The organism is Rhodococcus phenolicus (genome assembly GCF_001646785.1).
Taxonomy (GTDB): domain Bacteria; phylum Actinomycetota; class Actinomycetes; order Mycobacteriales; family Mycobacteriaceae; genus Rhodococcus; species Rhodococcus phenolicus.
Window position 1 is genome coordinate 94,376 of the sequence record NZ_LRRH01000008.1, and the last position, 19,165, is coordinate 113,540.

Here is a 19,165-nt window from a genome sequence, read left to right on the forward strand (position 1 = left end):
GAGCGTGAGACTCTTCGGCCGGATGTTCGGTCGAGAAGGGAGGCTCGTGTTGACCGTGCCACCCGATCCTCAGCGCTTCGTCGACCAGCTGATCTCCCGCCTCACGGGTCGCGGCGGGATGTTCGAGATCGTGATGAGCGATGTACTCGGCACCGAGATGCCCGTCATGCGGAACCGGGACCGCGCCGTCGCGGATCTGCTGGAGCGTTCGCAGGCGTGGGGCGACCGCGAGTACCTCGTCACGACGACGCGGCGGATCTCGTTCGCAGAGCACGCACGGGAGGCGTATGCGCTCGCGGCGGCGCTGCAGCAGCGATACGGGGTCGGCGTCGGCGACCGGGTCGCGATCCTGTCCGCGAACCGGCCCGAGTGGGTCACCGCGTTCTGGGCGACGCAGGCGCTCGGGGCGATCACGGTGGGGTTGAACGCGTGGTGGGCGCAGCCCGAGCTCGAGTTCGGGATCCGCAACTCCGCGCCGCGCGTGCTGTTCGTGGACGAGCAGCGCGCGGAGTCAGCGGCCGGTCTCGGCCCGGACGGCCCCGTCGTGCTGACCCTCGAGGAGGATCTGCCCCGGCTGATCGCCGAGTTCGACGGGTCACGGCCTCCGGCACCGCAGGTCGACGAGGACGATCCGGCCGTCCTGTTCTACACCTCGGGTACGAGCGGAGACCCGAAGGGCGCATTGCATTCGCAGCGGAACCTGTTGGCGGTCACGGACTATCATCGTTTCCTCGACGCGATCACCGCGACGTGGAGCGGTGAGGTGTACGAGCGGGACGCTCCTTGCGACGCGCGGCATCTGCTGACTTCTCCCGTGTGCCACATCACGAGCCTGCACAACACGATCGTCCCGGTGCTCGCGACCGGCAGCACCATCGTGATGAACCAGGGCTGGTTCGGCGTGCATCCCGTCCTCGAAATCATCGAGAACGAGCAGATCACGCATTGGAACGCCGTCCCGTCCATGGCGGCGCGGATGCTCGAGGTCGACGACCTGGACAGGTACGACCTGAGTTCGCTGGTCCGATTCACCCTGTCGTCGGAGCCGACGACGCCGGAGGTCAAGCAGCAGCTGCGCGAGCGGCTGCCGTTCGGCCGGTTCACGGTCGTCGACAGCTACAGCATGACCGAGTGCAGCACGTCGATCGCCGTGGCGAGCGCGCAGGAACTCGAGCAGTACCCGGGCACGGTCGGGCCGCCGATCATCACGGTGAGCATGGAGATCCGGGACGAGCACGGTGGCTGGCTGCCGGACGGGCAGGCCGGCGAGGTGTGCGTGCGCAGCCCATTCGTGATGCTCGGCTACTGGCGGGACGACGCCGCCACGGCGGCGGCGATCACCCCGGATCGGTGGCTGAGGACGGGCGACTTCGGTGTGATCGAGAACGGCCGGCTGCGGCTGCTGGGCCGGCGCTCCGATCTGATCGAGCAGAACGGCGAGGACATCTACCCCTCCGAGGTGGAGCGGGTGCTCGGTGCGCACCCGGCCGTGCGCGAATGCCTGGTCAGCGGCGAGCCGCATCCCGAGTGGGGCGAGGAGGTGTGTGCGGTCGTGGTTCTCGTCCCCGGTGTGGAGGCCACGAAGGAGGAGCTCACGGCCTATCTCGCCGATCGGCTCGCGTACTTCAAGGTACCGACCCGCTGGCGCCTGACCCGGGAAATGCTGCCGCGCAACACAACCGGCAAGATTGTGCGCCGCCGCCCCTCCGAGGACGATCCGACCGGGCGCTGAAACGGCGCTGCGCCTCCCGCCGGCTCGATCCACCGGCGCCCCCTTGCGGTCCTGTGCCGGGGAGCGGCTGTGTGCTAGCTTACCAAGCAATCGCTTGGTTCGGTACCGACGTAAGGAACATGCCATGGGCATCACCTCCACCTCCGACGGCGCGGGAATCACCACGGTCACCGTCGACTACCCGCCCGTGAACGCCATTCCGTCCGCCGGATGGTTCGAGCTCGCCGACGCCGTCCTGGCCGCCGGCAAGGACCCCGACACCCACGTCGTGATCCTGCGGTCCGAGGGACGCGGCTTCAACGCCGGCGTCGACATCAAGGAAATGCAGGCCACCGAAGGTTTCGACGCGCTGATCGCCGCCAACCACGGTTGCGCCGCCGCATTCTCCGCCGTCTACGACTGCGAGGTCCCCGTCGTCGTCGCCGTCAACGGCTTCTGCGTGGGCGGCGGCATCGGTCTGGTCGGCAACGCCGACGTCATCGTCGCTTCCGACGACGCGGTCTTCGGTCTTCCCGAGGTGGACCGCGGCGCGCTCGGCGCCGCCACCCACCTCTCGCGGCTGGTGCCGCAGCACCTGATGCGCACCCTGTACTACACGGCGCAGAACGTCACCGCGCAGCAGCTCCACCACTTCGGTTCCGTCTACAAAGTGGTCCCCCGCGGCGACCTCGACGCCGCCGCCCTCGAGGTCGCCGCCCTGATCGCCGCGAAGGACACCCGCGTGATCCGCCGCGCCAAGGAAGCGATCAACCGCATCGACCCGGTGGACGTGAAGACCGCCTACCGCATCGAACAGGGCTTCACCTTCGAGCTGAACCTCGCCGGCGTCGCCGACGAGCACCGCGACGAGTTCGTCGCGACCGGCAAGCCGCGTGCGAACAAGTAGGGAGAGAAAAACAGTGCGTGACAAGAGGATTACTCTCGACGAGGCCGTCGGACAGCTGCGCAGCGGCATGACCATCGGCCTCGGCGGCTGGGGTTCGCGGCGTAAGCCCATGGCGTTCGTGCGCGCGATCCTGCGCTCGGACGTCAAGGACCTGACCGTCGTCACCTACGGCGGACCGGACCTGGGTCTGCTGTGCTCGGCCGGCAAGGTCAAGAAGGCCTACTACGGCTTCGTCTCGCTCGATTCGGCGCCGTTCTACGACCCGTGGTTCTCCAAGGCCCGCACCGAGGGCACGATCGTGGCCCGCGAGATGGACGAGGGCATGGTCAAGTGCGGTCTCGAAGCCGCCGCCGCCCGCCTGCCGTTCCTGCCGATCCGCGCCGGTCTCGGCTCGGACGTGCCGAACTTCTGGGGCGAGGAACTGCAGACCGTCACCTCCCCCTACGCCGACGCCTCCGGCAAGCACGAGACGCTCATCGCGATGCCCGCGCTGAACCTGGATGCGGCGTTCGTGCACCTGAACATCGGTGACGCCCACGGCAACGCCGGCTACCAGGGCGTCGACCCGTACTTCGACGACCTGTACTGCCTGGCCGCGGAGAAGCGTTTCGTCTCCGTCGAGAAGATCGTCGAGACCGAGCAGCTCGTCAAGGAGGTTCCGCTGCAGCAGCTGATCCTCAACCGCATGATGGTCGACGGCGTCGTCGAGGCCCCGAACGGCGCCCACTTCACCCTCGCCGGCGAGTCCTACGGCCGCGACGAGAAGTTCCAGCGCCACTACGCCGAGGCCGCCAAGACGCCCGAGTCGTGGCAGGTGTTCGTCGACCGGTTCCTGTCCGGATCCGAGGACGACTACCAGGCCGCCGTCGAGAAGTTCCACGCGGATTCCGAAAAGACCGGGGAGCAGAAGGCATGACCTCCACCACTGTCACCTCAACCGACGCCGTCACTCGCGCCGAGTACTGCGCGATCGCATGTGCCGACATCTTCGCCGGCGCCGGCGAGATCATGGCCAGCCCGATGTCGACCATGGCGCTGATCGGTGCGCGCCTGGCGCGCCTGACCACCGAACCGGACCTTCTCATCACCGACGGTGAGGCGCTGATCTTCGCCGACACCCCCGCCGTCGGCGCGAAGGGCGCGATCGAGGGCTGGATGCCGTTCCGCAAGGTGTTCGACGTCGTCGCCTCCGGGCGCCGCCACGTCGTCATGGGCGCCAACCAGATCGACCGCCACGGCAACCAGAACCTCTCGGCATTCGGCCCGCTGCAGCAGCCGACCCGCCAGATGTTCGGGGTGCGCGGGGCGCCGGGCAACACCATCAACCACCCCACCAGCTACTGGGTCGGCAAGCACAACAAGCGCGTGTTCTGCGACAAGGTCGACGTCGTCGCCGGTGTCGGCTGGGACAAGGTCGATCCGGAGAACCCGGCGTACCGGCACCTGAACGTCTACCGCGTGGTCACCAACCTCGGTGTCTTCGACTTCGGCGGCCCCGGACACACGTTCCGCGCGCTGAGCCTGCACCCGGGCGTCACCGCCGACGAGGTCGCCGAGAACACCTCCTTCGAGGTCGCCGGTCTGGCCGAGGCCGGCCTCACCCGCGAGCCCAGCGCCGAGGAACTGCGCATCATCCGCGAGGTGCTGGATCCGAAGAACCTGCGCGACCGCGAGGTCTCGGCGTGAGCACCCCCCGTTTGAGCACGGCGCTGACCGAACTGGTCGGCATCGAGCACCCGATCGTTCAGACCGGCATGGGCTGGGTGTCCGGTCCGCGCCTGACCGCGGCCACCTGTAACGCCGGCGGGCTGGGCATCCTGGCGTCGGCGACGATGACCTACGAGGAGCTCGAGGTCGCGGTCGCGAAGACGAAGTCGTTGACGGACAAGCCGTTCGGCGTGAACATGCGCGCCGACGCATCCGACGCGGGGCAGCGGTGCGATCTGCTCATCCGCGAGGGTGTCAAGGTCGCGTCCTTCGCGCTCGCGCCGAAGAAGGACCTGATCGCCAAGCTCAAGGACAACGGCATCATCGTCGTCCCGTCGATCGGGGCGGCCAAGCACGCCGTGAAGGTCGCCTCGTGGGGTGCCGACGCGGTGGTCGTGCAGGGCGGCGAAGGCGGTGGCCACACGGGCGGTGTCGCGACGACGCTGCTGCTGCCGTCGGTGCTCGACGCCGTCGACATCCCGGTGATCGCCGGCGGTGGTTTCTTCGACGGCCGCGGCCTGGCCGCGGCGCTGTCGTACGGTGCGGCGGGTGTCGCGATGGGCACCCGGTTCCTGCTCACCAGCGACTCGGCGGTGCCGGATTCGGTGAAGCAGCAGTACCTCTCACGTGGCCTGCAGGACACCACGGTGTCGGTGAAGGTCGACGGCATGCCGCATCGGGTGCTCAACACCGACCTGGTCAACGCGCTCGAGAAGTCCAGCTACGCAACCGGACTCGTCGCCGCGACGAAGAACGCCATGAAGTTCAAGGCGATGACCGGCATGAAGTGGTCGACGCTGATCAAGGACGGTCTGGCCATGAAGAAGGCCGGCGACCGGACGTGGCAGCAGATCATCATGGCCGCCAACACCCCGATGCTGCTCAAGGCCGGACTGGTCGAGGGCAACACCGAGGCCGGTGTGCTGGCGTCGGGTCAGGTGGTCGGCATGATCGACGACCTGCCCAGCTGCCAGGAGCTGATCGACCGGATCGTGACCGAGGCCGTCGAACGCATCGACGCCCTGTCCGCGCTGCGCTAGTCACGCCGCACCGAAGCGCCGCCTCCGCCCTCCGGGCGCGGGGGCGGCGCTTCGTCTTTTCCCGGGCGCGTCGCGTCCGCGGTACTTCACAGAGCCGCCCTCGTCGGATAACGTCAGAATGTCATTCTTGATTACGAGAACAATATTTCAGACGAGAGGCGGTTCCATGACCGACGCGATACCGGCACCGTTCGACCGATTCGGCCTCGACGGCAAGGTCGCGCTCATCACCGGCGGCAGCCGCGGCATGGGCAAGGAGATCGCGCTCGCGTTCGCACGCGCCGGCGCCGACGTCGTGGTCGCGAGCCGCAAGACCGAGAACTGCGAGAAGGTCGCCGCCGAAATCCAGGAGACCACCGGCCGGCGCGCACTTGCCTACGCCTGCCACATGGGCCACTGGGACGAGATCGAAGGACTCGTCGACGCCACCTACGCGACGTTCGGGCGCATCGACATCCTCGTCAACAACGCCGGCATGTCCCCGGTCTACCGGAACATCGCCGACGTCACCGAGTCGCTGTGGGACAGCGTGCTGGGCCTCAACCTCAAAGGCCCGTTCCGGTTGACGCAACTCGTCGGACCCCGCATGAAGGAGCAGGGCAGCGGCTCGATCATCAATGTGAGCAGCAGCGGGTCCCTGCACCCCTCCGGCGCATTCATCCACTACGCCTCCGCCAAGAGCGGCCTCAACGCCATGACCGAAGGTTTCGCGGATCTGCTCGCCCCCGAGGTGCGCGTCAACACCCTCATGCCCGGCCCGTACCGCACCGACATCTCCAATGCCTGGACACCCGAACAGATCCGGCAGTCGGGCGAGGCCGTACACCTGCAGCGGATCGGCGAACCTCACGAGATCGTCGGCGCTGCACTGTTTCTCGCGAGCGACGCCTCGAGCTTCACGACCGGCACGATTGTCCGGTCCGACGGGGGGTTCCGCTGAGCAACAGCAGACATCCGTGCGCAGATCATTGACCCTCTCCACCGATCGGGATAGGTTGCTCCGGGGTTTTCACCGTCCACAGGGGGTTCCGGGTGAAGAGGCGATTCCTGCGCGGCGCGATCGCGTCGTTGGCCGTCACAGCCGTCGCGACCACCGCTGCGGTCACTGCCGCACCGGCCGCGGGGGCCGATCCGTCGGGAGGCGCCGACGCCGTTGCCTGGCAGGCGGCGGTCGACGCCTCCGACGCATACCCGAACACCGCCGTCGAATGGGACGTACCCATCACGATGAGCGACGGCACCGTTCTGCGCGCCAACGTCTTCCGTCCGGCGGATGCGAGCGGAACACCGATCACCGACCCGACGCCGGTCGTCCTCAACCTCACGCCCTACACGAAACTGATCTCCACACTGGGAACGCTCGTGGGTGACGATCCCACGATCGCGCCGCTGGTCGAAGGGCTCGGCGACGTACTGAACTTCGCCGCCCCGTTCGACGGGGTCACCGAACTCGCGAAGACGACCGGCGGCGGATTCGTGCAGACATTCGGACTCAACCGCGACCTCGTGCAGAACGGGTACACGCAGGTCATCGTCGACGTCCGCGGCACCGGCTTCTCACAGGGCGAATGGCAGGTCCTCGGCCCGCGGGAGCAGCAGGACACCGTCGAGGTCATCGACTGGGCATCGAAGCAGCCGTGGTCGAACGGTCACGTCGGAACGAGCGGGGTCTCCTACTCGGCGATCAACCAGCTGCAAGGTGCAGGCCTGCAGCCGGATGCGCTCGACGCGGTGTTCGCGGTGGAACCCGGCAACGATCTGCTGCGCGACATCGTCGGCACCGGTGGCGCACTCGGCATCGGATTCATGCCGCTCTGGCTCACCCTCGTCAACGGCCTCAAGTGGATTCCCGACGTGCAGGCGCTGCTGCAGGGCAACTTCGACGCGCAATGGCTGCGCGACCGCCTCGCCGACCCCGCGACCAAGCTCCCCGAACTCACCGAGGCGGTCACCGCCCCCACGGTCGAAGGGGTCTCCCCCGGCGCTCTCGAGGTCGCGCAGGACGGGCCGTTCTATCGGGAACGCAGCGCGAACCTCGAGGCGATCGAGGTGCCCAGCTTCGTCTTCGGCGGGTGGCACGACATCTTCGCCAACAGCGAGCCCGACATCTACAACCGCATCCCCGTGGCGCCCGGAGAGAAACAGCTCATGATGGGCGACGGCTATCACGTCGTCGCGGGCACCGACTTCGGCAAGCCCGGCTACCCGCCGAAGCTCGGCACCCTCCAGCGCGCCTGGTTCGACCACTGGCTCAGGGGCATCGACAACGGCATCGAGAACTACGGTCCCGTGACGCTGTACCAACAGGGCGGCGGATGGACCACTACCGGCCGGTTCACCCGCGCCGGAACAGAATTCGAGAAGTTCTACCTATCGGGCACACCGAGCGGAACCGCCGGTCACGCCGCATACGACGGGACGCTCACATCCGACGCACCCACCGGCAACCAGGATCTGACGGTCGCGCCGGGGCTGCGCGGGTTCTGCTCTCGCGAATCGGCTGTCGGCACAGCCGGAATCGCGGTGCTGCTCGGTTCGAACTGCACCGAGGACGCCCGGTTCAACGAAGCGGAGGGCCTGACCTTCACCGGCGCCCCGGTCACCGAACCGACCGAGATCTCCGGTGGCGTCAACGTGCACCTGAACACCGTGCTCGACGCCCCCGACGGCTTCTGGACGGTGACCGTGAACGACGTGGCACCCGACGGCCGTTCGACCGTACTGACCTCCGGTTCGCTCGTCGCGTCGCTGCGCGCGATCGACGACTCCCGGAGCACCTTCACCCCGTCCGGCGACTACGCGAATGCCGTCCCCCATCTGACGCTCGACACGCGGCAGCTCGTCCGGCCCGGGGTGCCCACCCAGCTCGACATCTCCACGGTGCTCACCGACGCAATCCTGCTGCCGGGTCACCGGCTCCGGATCAACGTGTACGCGTCGAGTGTGCCGCGGTCGCTGCCGCTGGGCCCGATGCTGCACGACAGCGGGCTGAAGCCGCAGCACATCCGGCTCGACCCGTCCGCGCCGAGCTTCGCGTCCGTCCAGATCGTGGGTTAGGACCGCACGCTTGGCAACACCCGGGCCGCGACGTCCTCGAGCAACTCGTACGGCAGATCGTAGGAGCCGACGTGCTGGAGGAACACCGCGTCCGCGCCTGCCTCGCGGACCGCGGTGAGCCGCGCGGCGATCTCCTCACCGGTGCCGTAGAGGCAGAACTCGCGGGCGAAGGCGGTCACGGCCTCGTCGCTCACGTACGGATCACACGCGCGAACCGCGGCGTCCCAATCCTCGGCGTGCACCAGGTCGGGGTACACACCGGGCACCCGGTCCGGCACCTCGACCTGCACGCCGGCCAGCGCAAGGAAAGACGCACCGCCGTTCTGTGCGATCCGCGCACAGATGGGCTTGAGCTCACGCGCGGCCCGCGGCACGTCGTCGGTCACCCGGCAGAACGCCGACACCGTCGTGCGCACCCCGGACCGTCCGACGGTCCGCGCGCCGTCCCGCACCCTGGCGACGGCCGCCGCGAGCGGGGCCGGTGACACGCCGGACAGCAGGATCGCGCCGTCGGCGATCTCGCCCGCGAGCGCGAGGTTGCGGGGTCCGGTCGCAGCGATGTGGATCGGCACCGCCGCCGGATCGCGCAACCGCGAGACGGTTCCGTCGAAGTCCACCGCCCGGCCGGCGAGCAGGTCCCGCACGACCATGACCCCGGCCCGCAATCGAGCGCGGGTCGATTGCCGCAGACCGGCCGGGGCGACGGCGCTGTCACCGACCCCGACGCCGAGGACGAAACGTCCCGGTGCGAGTTCGGCGACCGTGCGTGCCGAGGAGGCGACCACACTCGGATGCCGGGTCTCGACGTTCGTGACCGCGGTGCCGAGCGTGACCGTCTCCGTCGCGGTGGCCGCGGCCGCGGCCACCGCGAACACATCCCGCCACAGCAGTTGCGAGTCGGGGAACCAGACCTCGTCGAATCCGGCGCGTTCGGCGTCCCGGGTGAGTTCGGCGATCCGGCCGGCAGGCGCGCACGGCGGGATGCGTAGCCCGACTCTCACAGCAGGAACTTCAGGGCGAGTTCGTTGAAGCGGTCCGCATGCTCGTGCTGCGGCCAGTGACCGCACTCGGGGAAGATCTCGAGGGCCGAGCCCGGGATGGACTCCTGCATGCGGTTGGCCTCCGGCACGTCACCGAAGGGGTTCTGGGCGCCCCACACGATCAGGGCCGGCGCGACGATGCGTGCCATCTGTTCGGGGCTCAGCAGATCCACGACCCGGTTCTCCATGTTCTGCAGGCACAGCAGGTGATCGATCCCGGCCACGAACTCGGGGCGGTGGTAGATCGCGTGCCGGACGTCGACGAGTTCGTCCGAGACGTTCGCGGCATCGTGCATGAGCAGTTCGAGCCGCTGCCGGGTCAGGGCGCGGTCGTCGCTCGACACCGCAGCCTTCGTGCTGCTGCGGATCCGGTCCATCACCTCCGGGTTGGCCACGGTCCCACCGGGTGCGACGAGCACGATCCTGGACACCCGATCCGGATGGTCCGCGGCGAGCCGGCCGGCGACCCAGCCACCGAGGGACTCGCCGATGAAATGCGCACGTTCGATACCGCGGCTGTCGAGGTAGTCGAGCACGTGCCGCACGTAGCGCGGGATCCGGAGGTCACCACCGGGATTCTCGGTGTAGCCGTGTCCGAGCATGTCGAGGGCGTGAACCTCGAAGTGCTCCGAGAACGTCGGGATGTTGCGGACGAACGCTTCGAGGTGGCCGCTGGTGCCGTGCAGCATCACCACCGCTTCGCCGGCGCCGGCGCGCAGTACGCGGGTACGGGCACCGTTCACCGGTGCGTAGGACATCTCGAATGCGGTTCCGGTCAGGTCGGTCCAGATGGTCATGCGGGTAGCTCCTCTTCGGTCGCAGTGGGCAAGCTGATGTGTTCGGGGGTGAGCAGGCACACGCCCATTCCGGTGAGCCAGTTCGGCACCGCGCCGTATCCGAGGGTGCGGGCCTTGGCCGGGCTGGACGAGGCGAGCGCCGCGGTCATCGCGATCCAGGCACGCAATTCGTGGGCGCCGTTGCCACCCTCTCGTTCGAGCTGCTCGTCGCTCATGTCGAGCAGTGGTGTGAGGTCACCGGATTCGAGAAGGCCGAGAAAACGGGCGTCGAACTCTTCGTTGATGTTCGGCTCCGCGGCACGGATGATCTGCCGGCGGCGTACTTCGTATTCGCTCCAGGACGTGCGCCCGTTCAGCCACGCCTCCACCAGGAAACGATCGTCGTCGGACAATGTCTCGAACCATTTGGGCCACGGAAGACGGTGCGACAGACCCCCGGACGCGACCACCGCGATGCGCTTCGATTCGCCGTCCGCCGCAACGGCTCTTCCGATCGCGGACCCCAGCGCGTGGCACCGTCTCAGCGACGGTAGCGGGGGCGCGAACATGTTGATCACGATCGGCACGATCGGAACGTCCAGTTCCGGGATCAGGTGTTGCAGCGAGTGCGTGATCCCGTGGTCGACGGTCAGGCGCAAGGAGAAGGCCGGATCGAATCCGTCGGAGACGAGTCCGTCGACGATCCGGCGTGCCAGTGCCGTATCGACCGGGAGCGGACCGTTCGGCGTTTCCGCCTCGCCGGCACCGAGCACCTCCGCGACACCGATCGTGAACGCGGGCATCAGATCCAGGAACATACCCCGGAAGTGGTTGGACCCGATCACGACGACGGCGTCGGGGGCCGCTTCGGCGAGTGCGGCGCGCGCCTCGTGGAGCCCTTCGCGGAACACGTTGGCCGCCGGCTGATTCGCCACCTCCTCCCAGTGGGTGTTCATCAGGGTGCTGTGCGAGGCACCCACCCCCAGAACGAAATCGCTCACGGGATGCTCCGTTCTCGGGTGCACAGCGTGATCGCGGTGTGCACGATGGCCCGGGTCAGGCGGACTGCCTCCCGGATGTCGACCACGTTCATTCCGGACGGGAAGTCCAGTGCCATCGGAGCATCCGCTCCGATTCGGTCCATCCCGATGCGCGCGGTCGGAAGACCGCGTGCGCGCAGGATGTTGGCGTCGGTGGCGCCGCTGTTCGCGACGATCGGTTCGTGTGGCCGGCCGGCGATCTCCTCCCAGGCGGCCACGGCAGCCGCCACCACCGGAGCGTCGCGGCCGGTGGCTGTGCCGGGGATCGACAGCACCATGTCCCAGTCGAGGTCGATCCCGGGATGCTCCGCGACGATCGCGTCGACCGCCGCCGCGAACTCGCGGCGGACCTCGGCGGGTGTCGAGCGGGGGCTGGTGCGGAGGTCGATCATGAAGCGGCACAACGCAGGTGCGACCGCGGCCATGCGCGGCCAGCCACCCTCCACCGAGGCCACGATGCCCTGCGGAGCGACGAGACCGTCGGTGTGCCGTGCCGCGTACTCCGGGAACCAGCCTTCCAGCGCGGCGATCACCGTCGCGGCGTCCGCGATGGCGTTGCGGTAGGGCATCCGATGCCTGCTGCCCACATAGGTGTAGGTGCCGCGCACACGGACCTCGAACCAGCACAGGCCGACTTCCTCCCACGCGACGGCCCATCCCGGTTTCGCGATCAGGGCATGGTCGGCCCACCATCCCTGTTCGAGCAGGAAGGAGCACCCGGCGCCCTGTCCCGTGTTGCGGCGGGTGAGGCCGCGGGTGGTGCGGCCGTTGGTCGGCATTCCACCGGCACCCAGACCGACGATCAGGTCTCCGCGCAACGGAATCCCGGCCTTTGCGACGACTTCGGCGGCCGCGACGACGGCCGCGGCATGACCCTTGGGATTGCTCGCGCCCAAGCCGAGCACGTGGTGCCCGCGCACCTCGGCGCGCGCGCGCATGTCCGCGCGCAGTTGCGGCCCGACCCACGGCGTGTCCTCGTCGGGATCACCGACGGTGAGCGTGTCGATCGGCGCGTAGAGCAGGAGGTCTTCGCCGCTCCCGTCGCCGCGGAGCCGGCCGACCGCGTTCGCCTGGCGGTCGTCGATCGCCTGGTAGTGGGCTTCGAGTCCGCTTGCTTCGAGGGTCGCCGTCGACCATCGGGCGAGTTCGGCCTCCTCCCCGGTGGGGCTCGGAATGTCGACCATGCCCACGACCAGTTCCGTGAGCCGTTCGGCGTCGATGAGGGCGGACGCGGACTCGAACCAGGTTCGCTGCTGCTCCGACGTCGCGCTCATCGGGCACCCCGGTGGACGGTGCGCACGGTCGTGCCGCGCCCCAGTCTTGCGAGCGGTCGGGTGCGCTGCGCTGCGACGAGCGCGGCACCGGTGGTGAGAACGGCCAGGACGGTCACGGTGAGGACGCGAGACACGGAAATCAACTCCTGTCGGTGAAGAAGGCAAGGGCGAGCGCGGCGACGATGCCGGGACGCTCGGACTGGGGATGGTGGGCCGTGCGGGCGACGACGGCCAGGTCGCCGCGCGGCAACGCGTCGGCGAGTGCGGCCGCGTACTCCGGCCCGGCGAACGGGTCGTGGCGCCCCCACATCACGAGAGTCGGGGCGGCGACGGCACCGAGGTGGACCCCGAGGTCCTCGGGCCGGCTGCCGTCAGCGGTGGCCAGTGCGGTGTCCGTGCTGCCGGCACCGTGCCGGTCCGACACCAGACCGGAAGGCACGAGATCGTGGTCGTACCACTCCAATTCCGTCACCAGAGCGCGCATCTTGGCCAGGCTCGGCCCGGTTCCCCCGTAGTAGCCGGCCCGTGCCCGGGCGCCGAGATCAGGGTCGCGCGGGAGACCCGCCCGGCCACCGGGGTCCGGGGTGGGCTGGCTTCCGATCGCCACGATGCGGCGCACGGACGCGGGACGATCGGCCCCCAGCTGCAGTGCCACCGAGCCACCCAGCGATTGGGCCAGGATGTCGACCCGGTCGAGCCCGAGTCGGTCGAGCAGCCCGGCGAGGGCTCCGGCGGCGTCGGCCAGGGGGTGTGCGGTCGGGGCGCGACGGGGTGAGCGTCCGAAGCCCGGAAGATCCACCCAGAGCCATCGGCGGTCGGGACGAGCTCTCATCACTGCCCCGAAGTCGGAGGTGGAATGGCACCCGGGGCCACCCCCGTGCAGGACGACGGTGACCGGTCCCCCGGCGGATCCGGCCCAGCCGTAGGCCACTTCGTCTGTGGTCACGACGGGACGCTCAGTGGCCGATGCGGCGTTCGGTCGGTTGGACGACCGGGCCGACCTGTTCGACGTGGCGACGCCAGGCCGTGATCGACAGGTCGGGACGGTAGAGCCGTTCCGGCGGGGCATCGGTGACGTTCACCATCCACGCGTCCTGGCGGGTGAACTGGCCGTGGAACAACCAGCGGAACGCGGCGAGATACTTCGCCTTGAAAGCCAGTGCGGTCAGGCCCGTCTCGAATCGAACCATGAGCTGGACGTAGCGCACGTGGTCGGCGTCGACCGGGACGTACCACTCGTAGTGGATGAACTTCGGGTACGCAACACGCAGCAGGCCGGGCATGCGGACCGACACGAAACCGGGGATGTTCATCCCGGCGATCACCGGGTTCGCGTCGCCGTTCTTGCCCGGGTGGTCCGGCAACGGGATGCGCTTCCACCACCGCTTGTTGGTGAACGTGCCCACGCCGGGGAACTCCGCCTCCCAGTGGATCTTGTCCTGCACCCGGACGAGCCACCCGTCCTTCTCGACGATGCGGGTCTCGTTCCAGGTCGGCATGACCTTGAACAGACGCCACAACGCCGTGTTGTGAAGGTATTTCGCGTGTCCCTCGTCGAATCCGTTCTCGGCGGCGAACCGCCAGTTGCCCTCGCGGACCTCCGTCCGGCCACCGAGGACGAGCGTGTTGTCGGTGAGTTCGGCGGGAATGTCGCGTTCGACGGGGGGCGCCGGGTTCTCCGGTGTCACCTCGCCGATGTAGACCCACAGCAGACCGAGCCGTTCCTCGACGGGATACGTCGCGACCGAGAGTTTGCCGCAGATGGGGCTGTCCGGCCCGTCGGTGATGACGGCCTTCAGCTTGCCGTCGTCGGTGCCGAAGGTCCAGCCGTGGTACGCGCAGCTGATCGTGCCGGGGAACTCGCGTCGCCCGTGGGACAGGGGCACGCCGCGGTGCGGGCACCGGTCGTGGAGTCCGCGCACGACGTCGCCGTCCCGGACGAGCACGATGCGCTCACCTGCCAGGGTGATCGGCACGGGATCGTCGCCGACCTGATGGGCCCAGATCGTGGGGTACCAGTAGTTGCGGAAGCCGTGCGCCGCCGCGTTGTAGGTCGGCCACGACGTCCAGTCGGCGCCTTCCTGCACGGGCGGCCCGGGCTCCACGGGAGTCGTGTTGCCGGCCTTCGCGTTACGTGATCGTGCGGGCCGGCGGGGCGCGACGTCAGGAGTCTCCGAGGTGGGTGCGCTCACAATTCCTCCAATATTTCGTTCCGGCACCCGGGTGATCCGGTCGTGAAAGTGCCGTATGCGCAGTTGTTCACAGGTCGACCACGAGTTCGGCGCTCGACGCGCGCGAGACACAGGGATAGACGATGTCGGTGCGTTCCGTGTCGAGGAGCGCATCGCGGTGAAGCGGCCTGCCGTCGAGAACCCGCGTCTCGCAGCTTCCGCAGACGCCGTCCCGGCACGCGTTCGGCAGTGCGATGCCGGCCGCGTCCAGGACATCGAGAGCCGAGCAGTCGGCGGGCACGGTCAGACGCAGACCGGAGCGGGCGAGCACCAGGTCGAACGCCTGCAGATCGTCCTCGTCGTCGCGCGGACTAGCCGAGAACCGCTCGACGTGCAGCGTGCCCGCCGGCCATGCGGAGCACCGATCCTCCACTGCCGCAATCAATCCCTCGGGACCACAGCAGTAGACGGCACTGCCGTCGGCCGGCTCGCCGAGCGCCGCATCCAGATCCGGGTGTCCGGACTCGTCGAACGGCCGCACCTCGACGCGGTCGCCGTAGCCGTCCAGTTCCGCGAGATAGGCCATGGACCTGCGGGAGCGGCCGCCGTAGATCAGCCGCCAGTTCCGGCCTTCGGCGTGCAGTCTCCGGATCATCGGGAGCAGCGGCGTGATTCCCACGCCGCCCGCGATCATCAGGTAGTCGCTCGCCTCGACGAGCGGGAAGTTGTTGCGGGGACCCCCGATTTCGACGAGGTCGCCGGGCCGCAGCACCGTGTGCACGTAGCGGGAGCCACCCGAGGACGCCGGCTCGAGGAGCACTGCGATCCGGTAGCGGTAGCGGTCCTCCGGAGAGCCGACCAGCGAGTACTGCCGTACGTGATCCGGCAACCCGAGGTCGATGTGCGCGCCCGGCTCCCATGCCGGCAGCGCACGATTCTCCGGATCGGCGAGCTCCACACCGAGCACACAATCCGATTCCCGCCTGAGGGCGACGACCTCGAGTTCCAGGACGCCGGTATCGCCGTCGATCATGTTCACCTCCAAAGGTTCGTACGTTGTACGGTACTTAGAACCCACTCGTCCCGCAACCGTTGACTTCCGTGCGGCGAACTGGTGTGATGCGGGGCCCTCGGTTCGCCGGAACGATGTCCGATACGCTGTATCCGCGATCAGACGAGGAGTCCCATGCCACGGCCACAGAACCGCTCGCAGCGCCGCGACACGCCGCTCACGCCCGAGCTGATCATCGAAGCTGCCCTGCGCCTGTCCGATTCGGAGGCGGATCTCGACCGCCTGACCGTGCGACGCCTCGCCTCCGACCTGGGTGTGGGTGCGATGACGCTCTACAGCTATTTCCGCAGCAAGGAAGAGATCCTCGACGGCATGGCCGACCACGTGCTCGGCCGGATGACGCTGCCCGACAAGCCCGATGCCGACCCGGCCGAAGCGCTTCGCACCGTCGGCCGTGCCTTCCTCACGATGATGCGTGAGCATCCGAGCGTCGTCCGGCTGTTCGCAAGCCGCGTCACCGACAGCCGCGCCGCGCTGCGCGGCGCCATGGAGGCGGTCCTGCAGCGCCTGGTGGACGCCGGCATCCCGGGGCCCACGGCCGTCCGCTGCTACGGGTTTCTGATCACCTACGCGATCGGTTTCGCCAGCTACCAGGCCCCTCGCCCCTGGGGCAGACTCGACGGGCAGGACGACGCCGAGGCGCGGCGCCAGCGCAGCCATTTCTACGCGGCCCTGCCGATCGACGAATTCCCGCAGGTCGTGGGCAATGCCGAGGAAGTCGCCGAACTGGCGTCCGATTCGCAGTTCGAGGCCGGTCTCAGCGCCTACATCGAGGCAACGGTGCGCGCCCTCCCCGACCGGGCCTGAACCTCTCCGCCACAGGGCCGGTTGCCCCGCGTCTGCACGCGGGGCAACCGGCTTCCTCCGTGATGTGCCTGTGGCCGAACCCGCTCCGGCGGGACTGCGGGCACGTCGACGTAAACATCTCGTCAACTCAGGAAAACAAAGCTCCCGATTCGGCGCCCACCCTTGACACCCGCTCCAAGTCCGTACAGAGTACCAATCAATGTACGACCGGGTGCCGGGGTCGTTCACGGCATACATCCCCCAAGGAGAATGTATGCGCGACCTCGCCACACACAGCGACGTAACCGGTTCATACACAGCGGATCTCACTCCGCCGCAGGAGACTTCGATCGGCCCCGTCTCCTCGACTCCCCCTGTTCGCTCGGCCGAGTTCCACGGCCCGCCCCCGGAGGACGATCATGTCCCTCTCGACCAGCCCCACCACCGAACGACGCAGACGAGCCGTATTCGCCAGCTGGATCGGCACGACGATCGAGTACTACGACTTCTCCGGCTACGGTCTGGCGGCGTCCCTGATCTTTCCCACCCTGTTCTTCCCGTCGACGAATCCGGCCGTCGCCACCCTGCTCTCCCTGTCGACATTCGCGGTCGGTTACATCGCGAGACCAGTGGGCGCCGCCGTGTTCGGTCACTACGGTGACCGGATCGGACGCAAGAAGGCGCTCGTGTTCACCCTCGTCCTGATGGGCGCATCGACCTTCGCGATCGGTCTGCTGCCGACCTACGCGCAGATCGGCCTGATCGCTCCGGTACTGCTCGTCGTGGCGCGGCTGCTCCAGGGGTTCTCCGTGGGCGGCGAATACGGTGGCGCGGTCCTGATGACCGTCGAGCATTCCGGTGAACGCAAGGGCTTCCTCGGGTCGCTGGTGAACACCGGCGCCACCGCGGGGCTGATTCTCGCGAATGTCGTATTCCTGGCGGTGTTCCAGCTTCCCGAAGACCACCTGATGTCGTGGGGCTGGAGGGTTCCCTTCCTGCTGAGCGGCATCCTGGTGGTGATCGGCCTCGTCGCCCGGGTCACGTTGGAAGAGACCCCGGATTTCGAGAAGGCCAAGCAGCACAGTGCCATTCAGCAGCGTCCGCTCGTCGACGTGCTGACGAACCACACCTCGACCGTGCTGTTGCTCGCTCTCGGGATCGTGGCCGCCGGGACCGCCTTCACCATGACCACCGTGTACTCCCTGAGCTACGGCACCACCGTTCTGGGGCTGAGCAGCGGTACCATGCTCGCGGTGCTCCTGCCGGCCACCGTCACCATCCTGATCGGCCTGCCCCTGTTCGGAGCCCTCGCGGACCGCATCGGTGTCCGGAAGGTATTCCTCGGCGGCGCTGCGTCCCTGGTGGTCCTGCCGTTCTGCTGGTTCGCGCTCATGGAGACCCGCCAGTACGGAATGATGCTCCTCGGCTTCGCCCTGCTGTTCGTCGGATATTCCGCCAACTACGCGGTGGTGCCCGCCTACTTCTCCCAGGTCTTCCCCGCGTCCGTGCGGTTCACCGGAATGTCGATCGGACTCACGATCGGACTCATCGGCGGCAACGCCATCGCCCCCTCGGTGTCCTCGCTCCTGTGGGACGCCACCGGTGGCTGGCTCGGGATCGCGCTCTACATGGCGATCACCGCGGCGGTCTCGCTCGTCGCCGGACTGTTCCTGCGGCTTCCCGGTACCGGAACCGTGCGCGACGCGTCGTCGGTGGCGGTCTCGGCGGAGGCGAACCGCTCATGACATCACCGGCTCTGCTCCGGCACGGTTTCGCCGACACCCGGCACGGACAGGTGCACTATGTCCGGCAGGGACACGGCCTACCGGTGCTCCTGCTCCACCAAACACCTCGCAGTTGGGACGAGTACCGCGACGTCATCCCGATCCTCGCCCGGGACTTCCACGTGATCGCCATGGACACATTGGGTTTCGGGTCGTCGACTCGCCCGCCGACACCGTGGACCGTCGAAACGTTCGCCGAGGGCGTGCTCGACCTGTGCGACGAACTCGGACTGGGTTCGTTCGCACTGGTCGGCCACCACACCGGGGCCGTCGTCGCGGTCGAGGTCGCCGCAACCCGGCCCGACCGCATCGAGGCACTCGTCCTGTCGGGCATGCCGTTCGTCGATGCTCCCCGACGGCGCGCCGTCGAGCAACGGCCGCCCATCGACCACGTCGTCCCACAGCCCGACGGCTCCCACCTGCTGCAGCTGTGGAACAACCGGGCCCCGTACTACCCATCGGACCGCCCGGACCTGCTCGACCGGCTGGTGCACGATGCCACCGGCGTTCTCGACGAGGTCGAACACGGGCACGTCGCCGTGAACCGCTATCGGATGGAGGACCGGATCGGCGCGATCACCGCACCCACGCTGGCCGTGTGCGGGGAACACGACGAGTTCTCGCTACCGGATCAACCGCGAATCGTCGGCGCGATCCCCGGCGCGCGGGCAACGGTCCTCCCCGACACCGGTGTTCCCGCCGTCGACCATCGGCCGGACCGGTTCGCGGCCGTGGTCCGCGACTTCCTCACCGAATCGATCGACCCGAGGGTCCGCGCCCGCGACCCCGAAGGAGCCTGA

Annotated in this window: 18 protein-coding genes; 10 read left to right on the plus strand and 8 right to left on the minus strand. The window is 68.4% G+C overall.

The window, feature by feature from the left end; all coding sequences use genetic code 11:
• Positions 1-49 precede the first annotated feature (49 nt).
• The 7 genes from casG (at position 50) to A8G15_RS03615 (ending at position 8,422) form a co-directional block, all read left to right on the plus strand.
• Positions 50-1,732: a steroid-24-oyl-CoA synthetase gene (casG, locus tag A8G15_RS03585; protein ID WP_068155671.1), complete on the plus strand. Its 1,683-nt coding sequence runs from the start codon at positions 50-52 to the stop codon at positions 1,730-1,732.
• Between the two features lie 124 nt (positions 1,733-1,856).
• On the plus strand, positions 1,857-2,618 hold the full coding sequence (echA20, locus tag A8G15_RS03590; RefSeq protein ID WP_068155396.1) for a (7aS)-7a-methyl-1,5-dioxo-2,3,5,6,7,7a-hexahydro-1H-indene-carboxyl-CoA hydrolase: 762 nt from the start codon (positions 1,857-1,859) through the stop codon (positions 2,616-2,618).
• Between the two features lie 13 nt (positions 2,619-2,631).
• A complete protein-coding gene (ipdA, locus tag A8G15_RS03595; protein ID WP_156665238.1) occupies positions 2,632-3,534 on the plus strand; it encodes a cholesterol ring-cleaving hydrolase subunit IpdA in 903 nt (300 codons plus the stop codon).
• On the plus strand, positions 3,531-4,304 hold the full coding sequence (gene ipdB / locus A8G15_RS03600) for a cholesterol ring-cleaving hydrolase subunit IpdB (RefSeq protein ID WP_068155398.1): 774 nt from the start codon (positions 3,531-3,533) through the stop codon (positions 4,302-4,304). The genes ipdA and ipdB overlap by 4 nt, the downstream gene beginning before the upstream one ends.
• Positions 4,301-5,365, plus strand: a complete 1,065-nt coding sequence (locus A8G15_RS03605; protein WP_068155400.1) for an NAD(P)H-dependent flavin oxidoreductase — start codon at positions 4,301-4,303, stop codon at positions 5,363-5,365. Before ipdB ends, A8G15_RS03605 begins: the two co-directional genes overlap by 4 nt.
• 166 nt (positions 5,366-5,531) lie before the next feature.
• Positions 5,532-6,305 carry an SDR family NAD(P)-dependent oxidoreductase gene (locus A8G15_RS03610; protein ID WP_068155402.1) on the plus strand — a complete coding sequence of 258 codons (774 nt, stop codon included), beginning with the start codon at positions 5,532-5,534 and terminating at the stop codon, positions 6,303-6,305.
• A gap of 92 nt (positions 6,306-6,397) precedes the next feature.
• A complete protein-coding gene (locus A8G15_RS03615) occupies positions 6,398-8,422 on the plus strand; it encodes a CocE/NonD family hydrolase (RefSeq protein WP_068155404.1) in 2,025 nt (674 codons plus the stop codon).
• Here A8G15_RS03615 and A8G15_RS03620 read toward each other — a convergent pair.
• The 8 genes from A8G15_RS03620 to A8G15_RS03650 form a co-directional block, all read right to left on the minus strand.
• The gene (locus A8G15_RS03620) at positions 8,419-9,423 is read right to left on the minus strand and encodes an LLM class flavin-dependent oxidoreductase (RefSeq protein ID WP_068155406.1); all 1,005 of its coding nucleotides are present in this window, start codon (positions 9,421-9,423) and stop codon (positions 8,419-8,421) included. The genes A8G15_RS03615 and A8G15_RS03620 overlap by 4 nt on opposite strands.
• A complete protein-coding gene (locus A8G15_RS03625) occupies positions 9,420-10,259 on the minus strand; it encodes an alpha/beta fold hydrolase (RefSeq protein ID WP_068155407.1) in 840 nt (279 codons plus the stop codon). Before A8G15_RS03625 ends, A8G15_RS03620 begins: the two co-directional genes overlap by 4 nt.
• Positions 10,256-11,239 carry a DODA-type extradiol aromatic ring-opening family dioxygenase gene (locus A8G15_RS03630; protein WP_068155409.1) on the minus strand — a complete coding sequence of 328 codons (984 nt, stop codon included), beginning with the start codon at positions 11,237-11,239 and terminating at the stop codon, positions 10,256-10,258. Before A8G15_RS03630 ends, A8G15_RS03625 begins: the two co-directional genes overlap by 4 nt.
• Positions 11,236-12,552: a zinc-binding metallopeptidase family protein gene (locus tag A8G15_RS03635; RefSeq protein ID WP_068155411.1), complete on the minus strand. Its 1,317-nt coding sequence runs from the start codon at positions 12,550-12,552 to the stop codon at positions 11,236-11,238. The genes A8G15_RS03630 and A8G15_RS03635 overlap by 4 nt, the downstream gene beginning before the upstream one ends.
• Complete coding sequence (locus tag A8G15_RS30405; RefSeq protein ID WP_156665239.1) at positions 12,549-12,686, minus strand: hypothetical protein; 138 nt, start codon at positions 12,684-12,686, stop codon at positions 12,549-12,551. The genes A8G15_RS03635 and A8G15_RS30405 overlap by 4 nt, the downstream gene beginning before the upstream one ends.
• Positions 12,687-12,691: 5 nt before the next feature.
• Positions 12,692-13,498 (minus strand): alpha/beta fold hydrolase, encoded by an 807-nt coding sequence (locus tag A8G15_RS03640; RefSeq protein WP_068155413.1) that lies wholly within the window; start codon positions 13,496-13,498, stop codon positions 12,692-12,694.
• 10 nt (positions 13,499-13,508) lie between these two features.
• Positions 13,509-14,744, minus strand: coding sequence for a Rieske 2Fe-2S domain-containing protein (locus A8G15_RS03645; RefSeq protein WP_245687693.1), 1,236 nt, complete (start codon positions 14,742-14,744; stop codon positions 13,509-13,511).
• A gap of 67 nt (positions 14,745-14,811) precedes the next feature.
• Complete coding sequence (locus A8G15_RS03650; protein WP_068155676.1) at positions 14,812-15,756, minus strand: PDR/VanB family oxidoreductase; 945 nt, start codon at positions 15,754-15,756, stop codon at positions 14,812-14,814.
• Between the two features lie 153 nt (positions 15,757-15,909).
• Here A8G15_RS03650 and A8G15_RS03655 point away from each other — a divergent pair, with 153 nt between their 5' ends.
• The 3 genes from A8G15_RS03655 (at position 15,910) to A8G15_RS03665 (ending at position 19,165) form a co-directional block, all read left to right on the plus strand.
• Positions 15,910-16,602: a TetR/AcrR family transcriptional regulator gene (locus tag A8G15_RS03655; RefSeq protein WP_068155415.1), complete on the plus strand. Its 693-nt coding sequence runs from the start codon at positions 15,910-15,912 to the stop codon at positions 16,600-16,602.
• Positions 16,603-17,000: 398 nt separating this feature from the next.
• Positions 17,001-18,326 (plus strand): MFS transporter, encoded by a 1,326-nt coding sequence (locus tag A8G15_RS03660; RefSeq protein ID WP_068155417.1) that lies wholly within the window; start codon positions 17,001-17,003, stop codon positions 18,324-18,326.
• Positions 18,323-19,165 carry an alpha/beta fold hydrolase gene (locus tag A8G15_RS03665; protein ID WP_068155419.1) on the plus strand — a complete coding sequence of 281 codons (843 nt, stop codon included), beginning with the start codon at positions 18,323-18,325 and terminating at the stop codon, positions 19,163-19,165. The genes A8G15_RS03660 and A8G15_RS03665 overlap by 4 nt, the downstream gene beginning before the upstream one ends.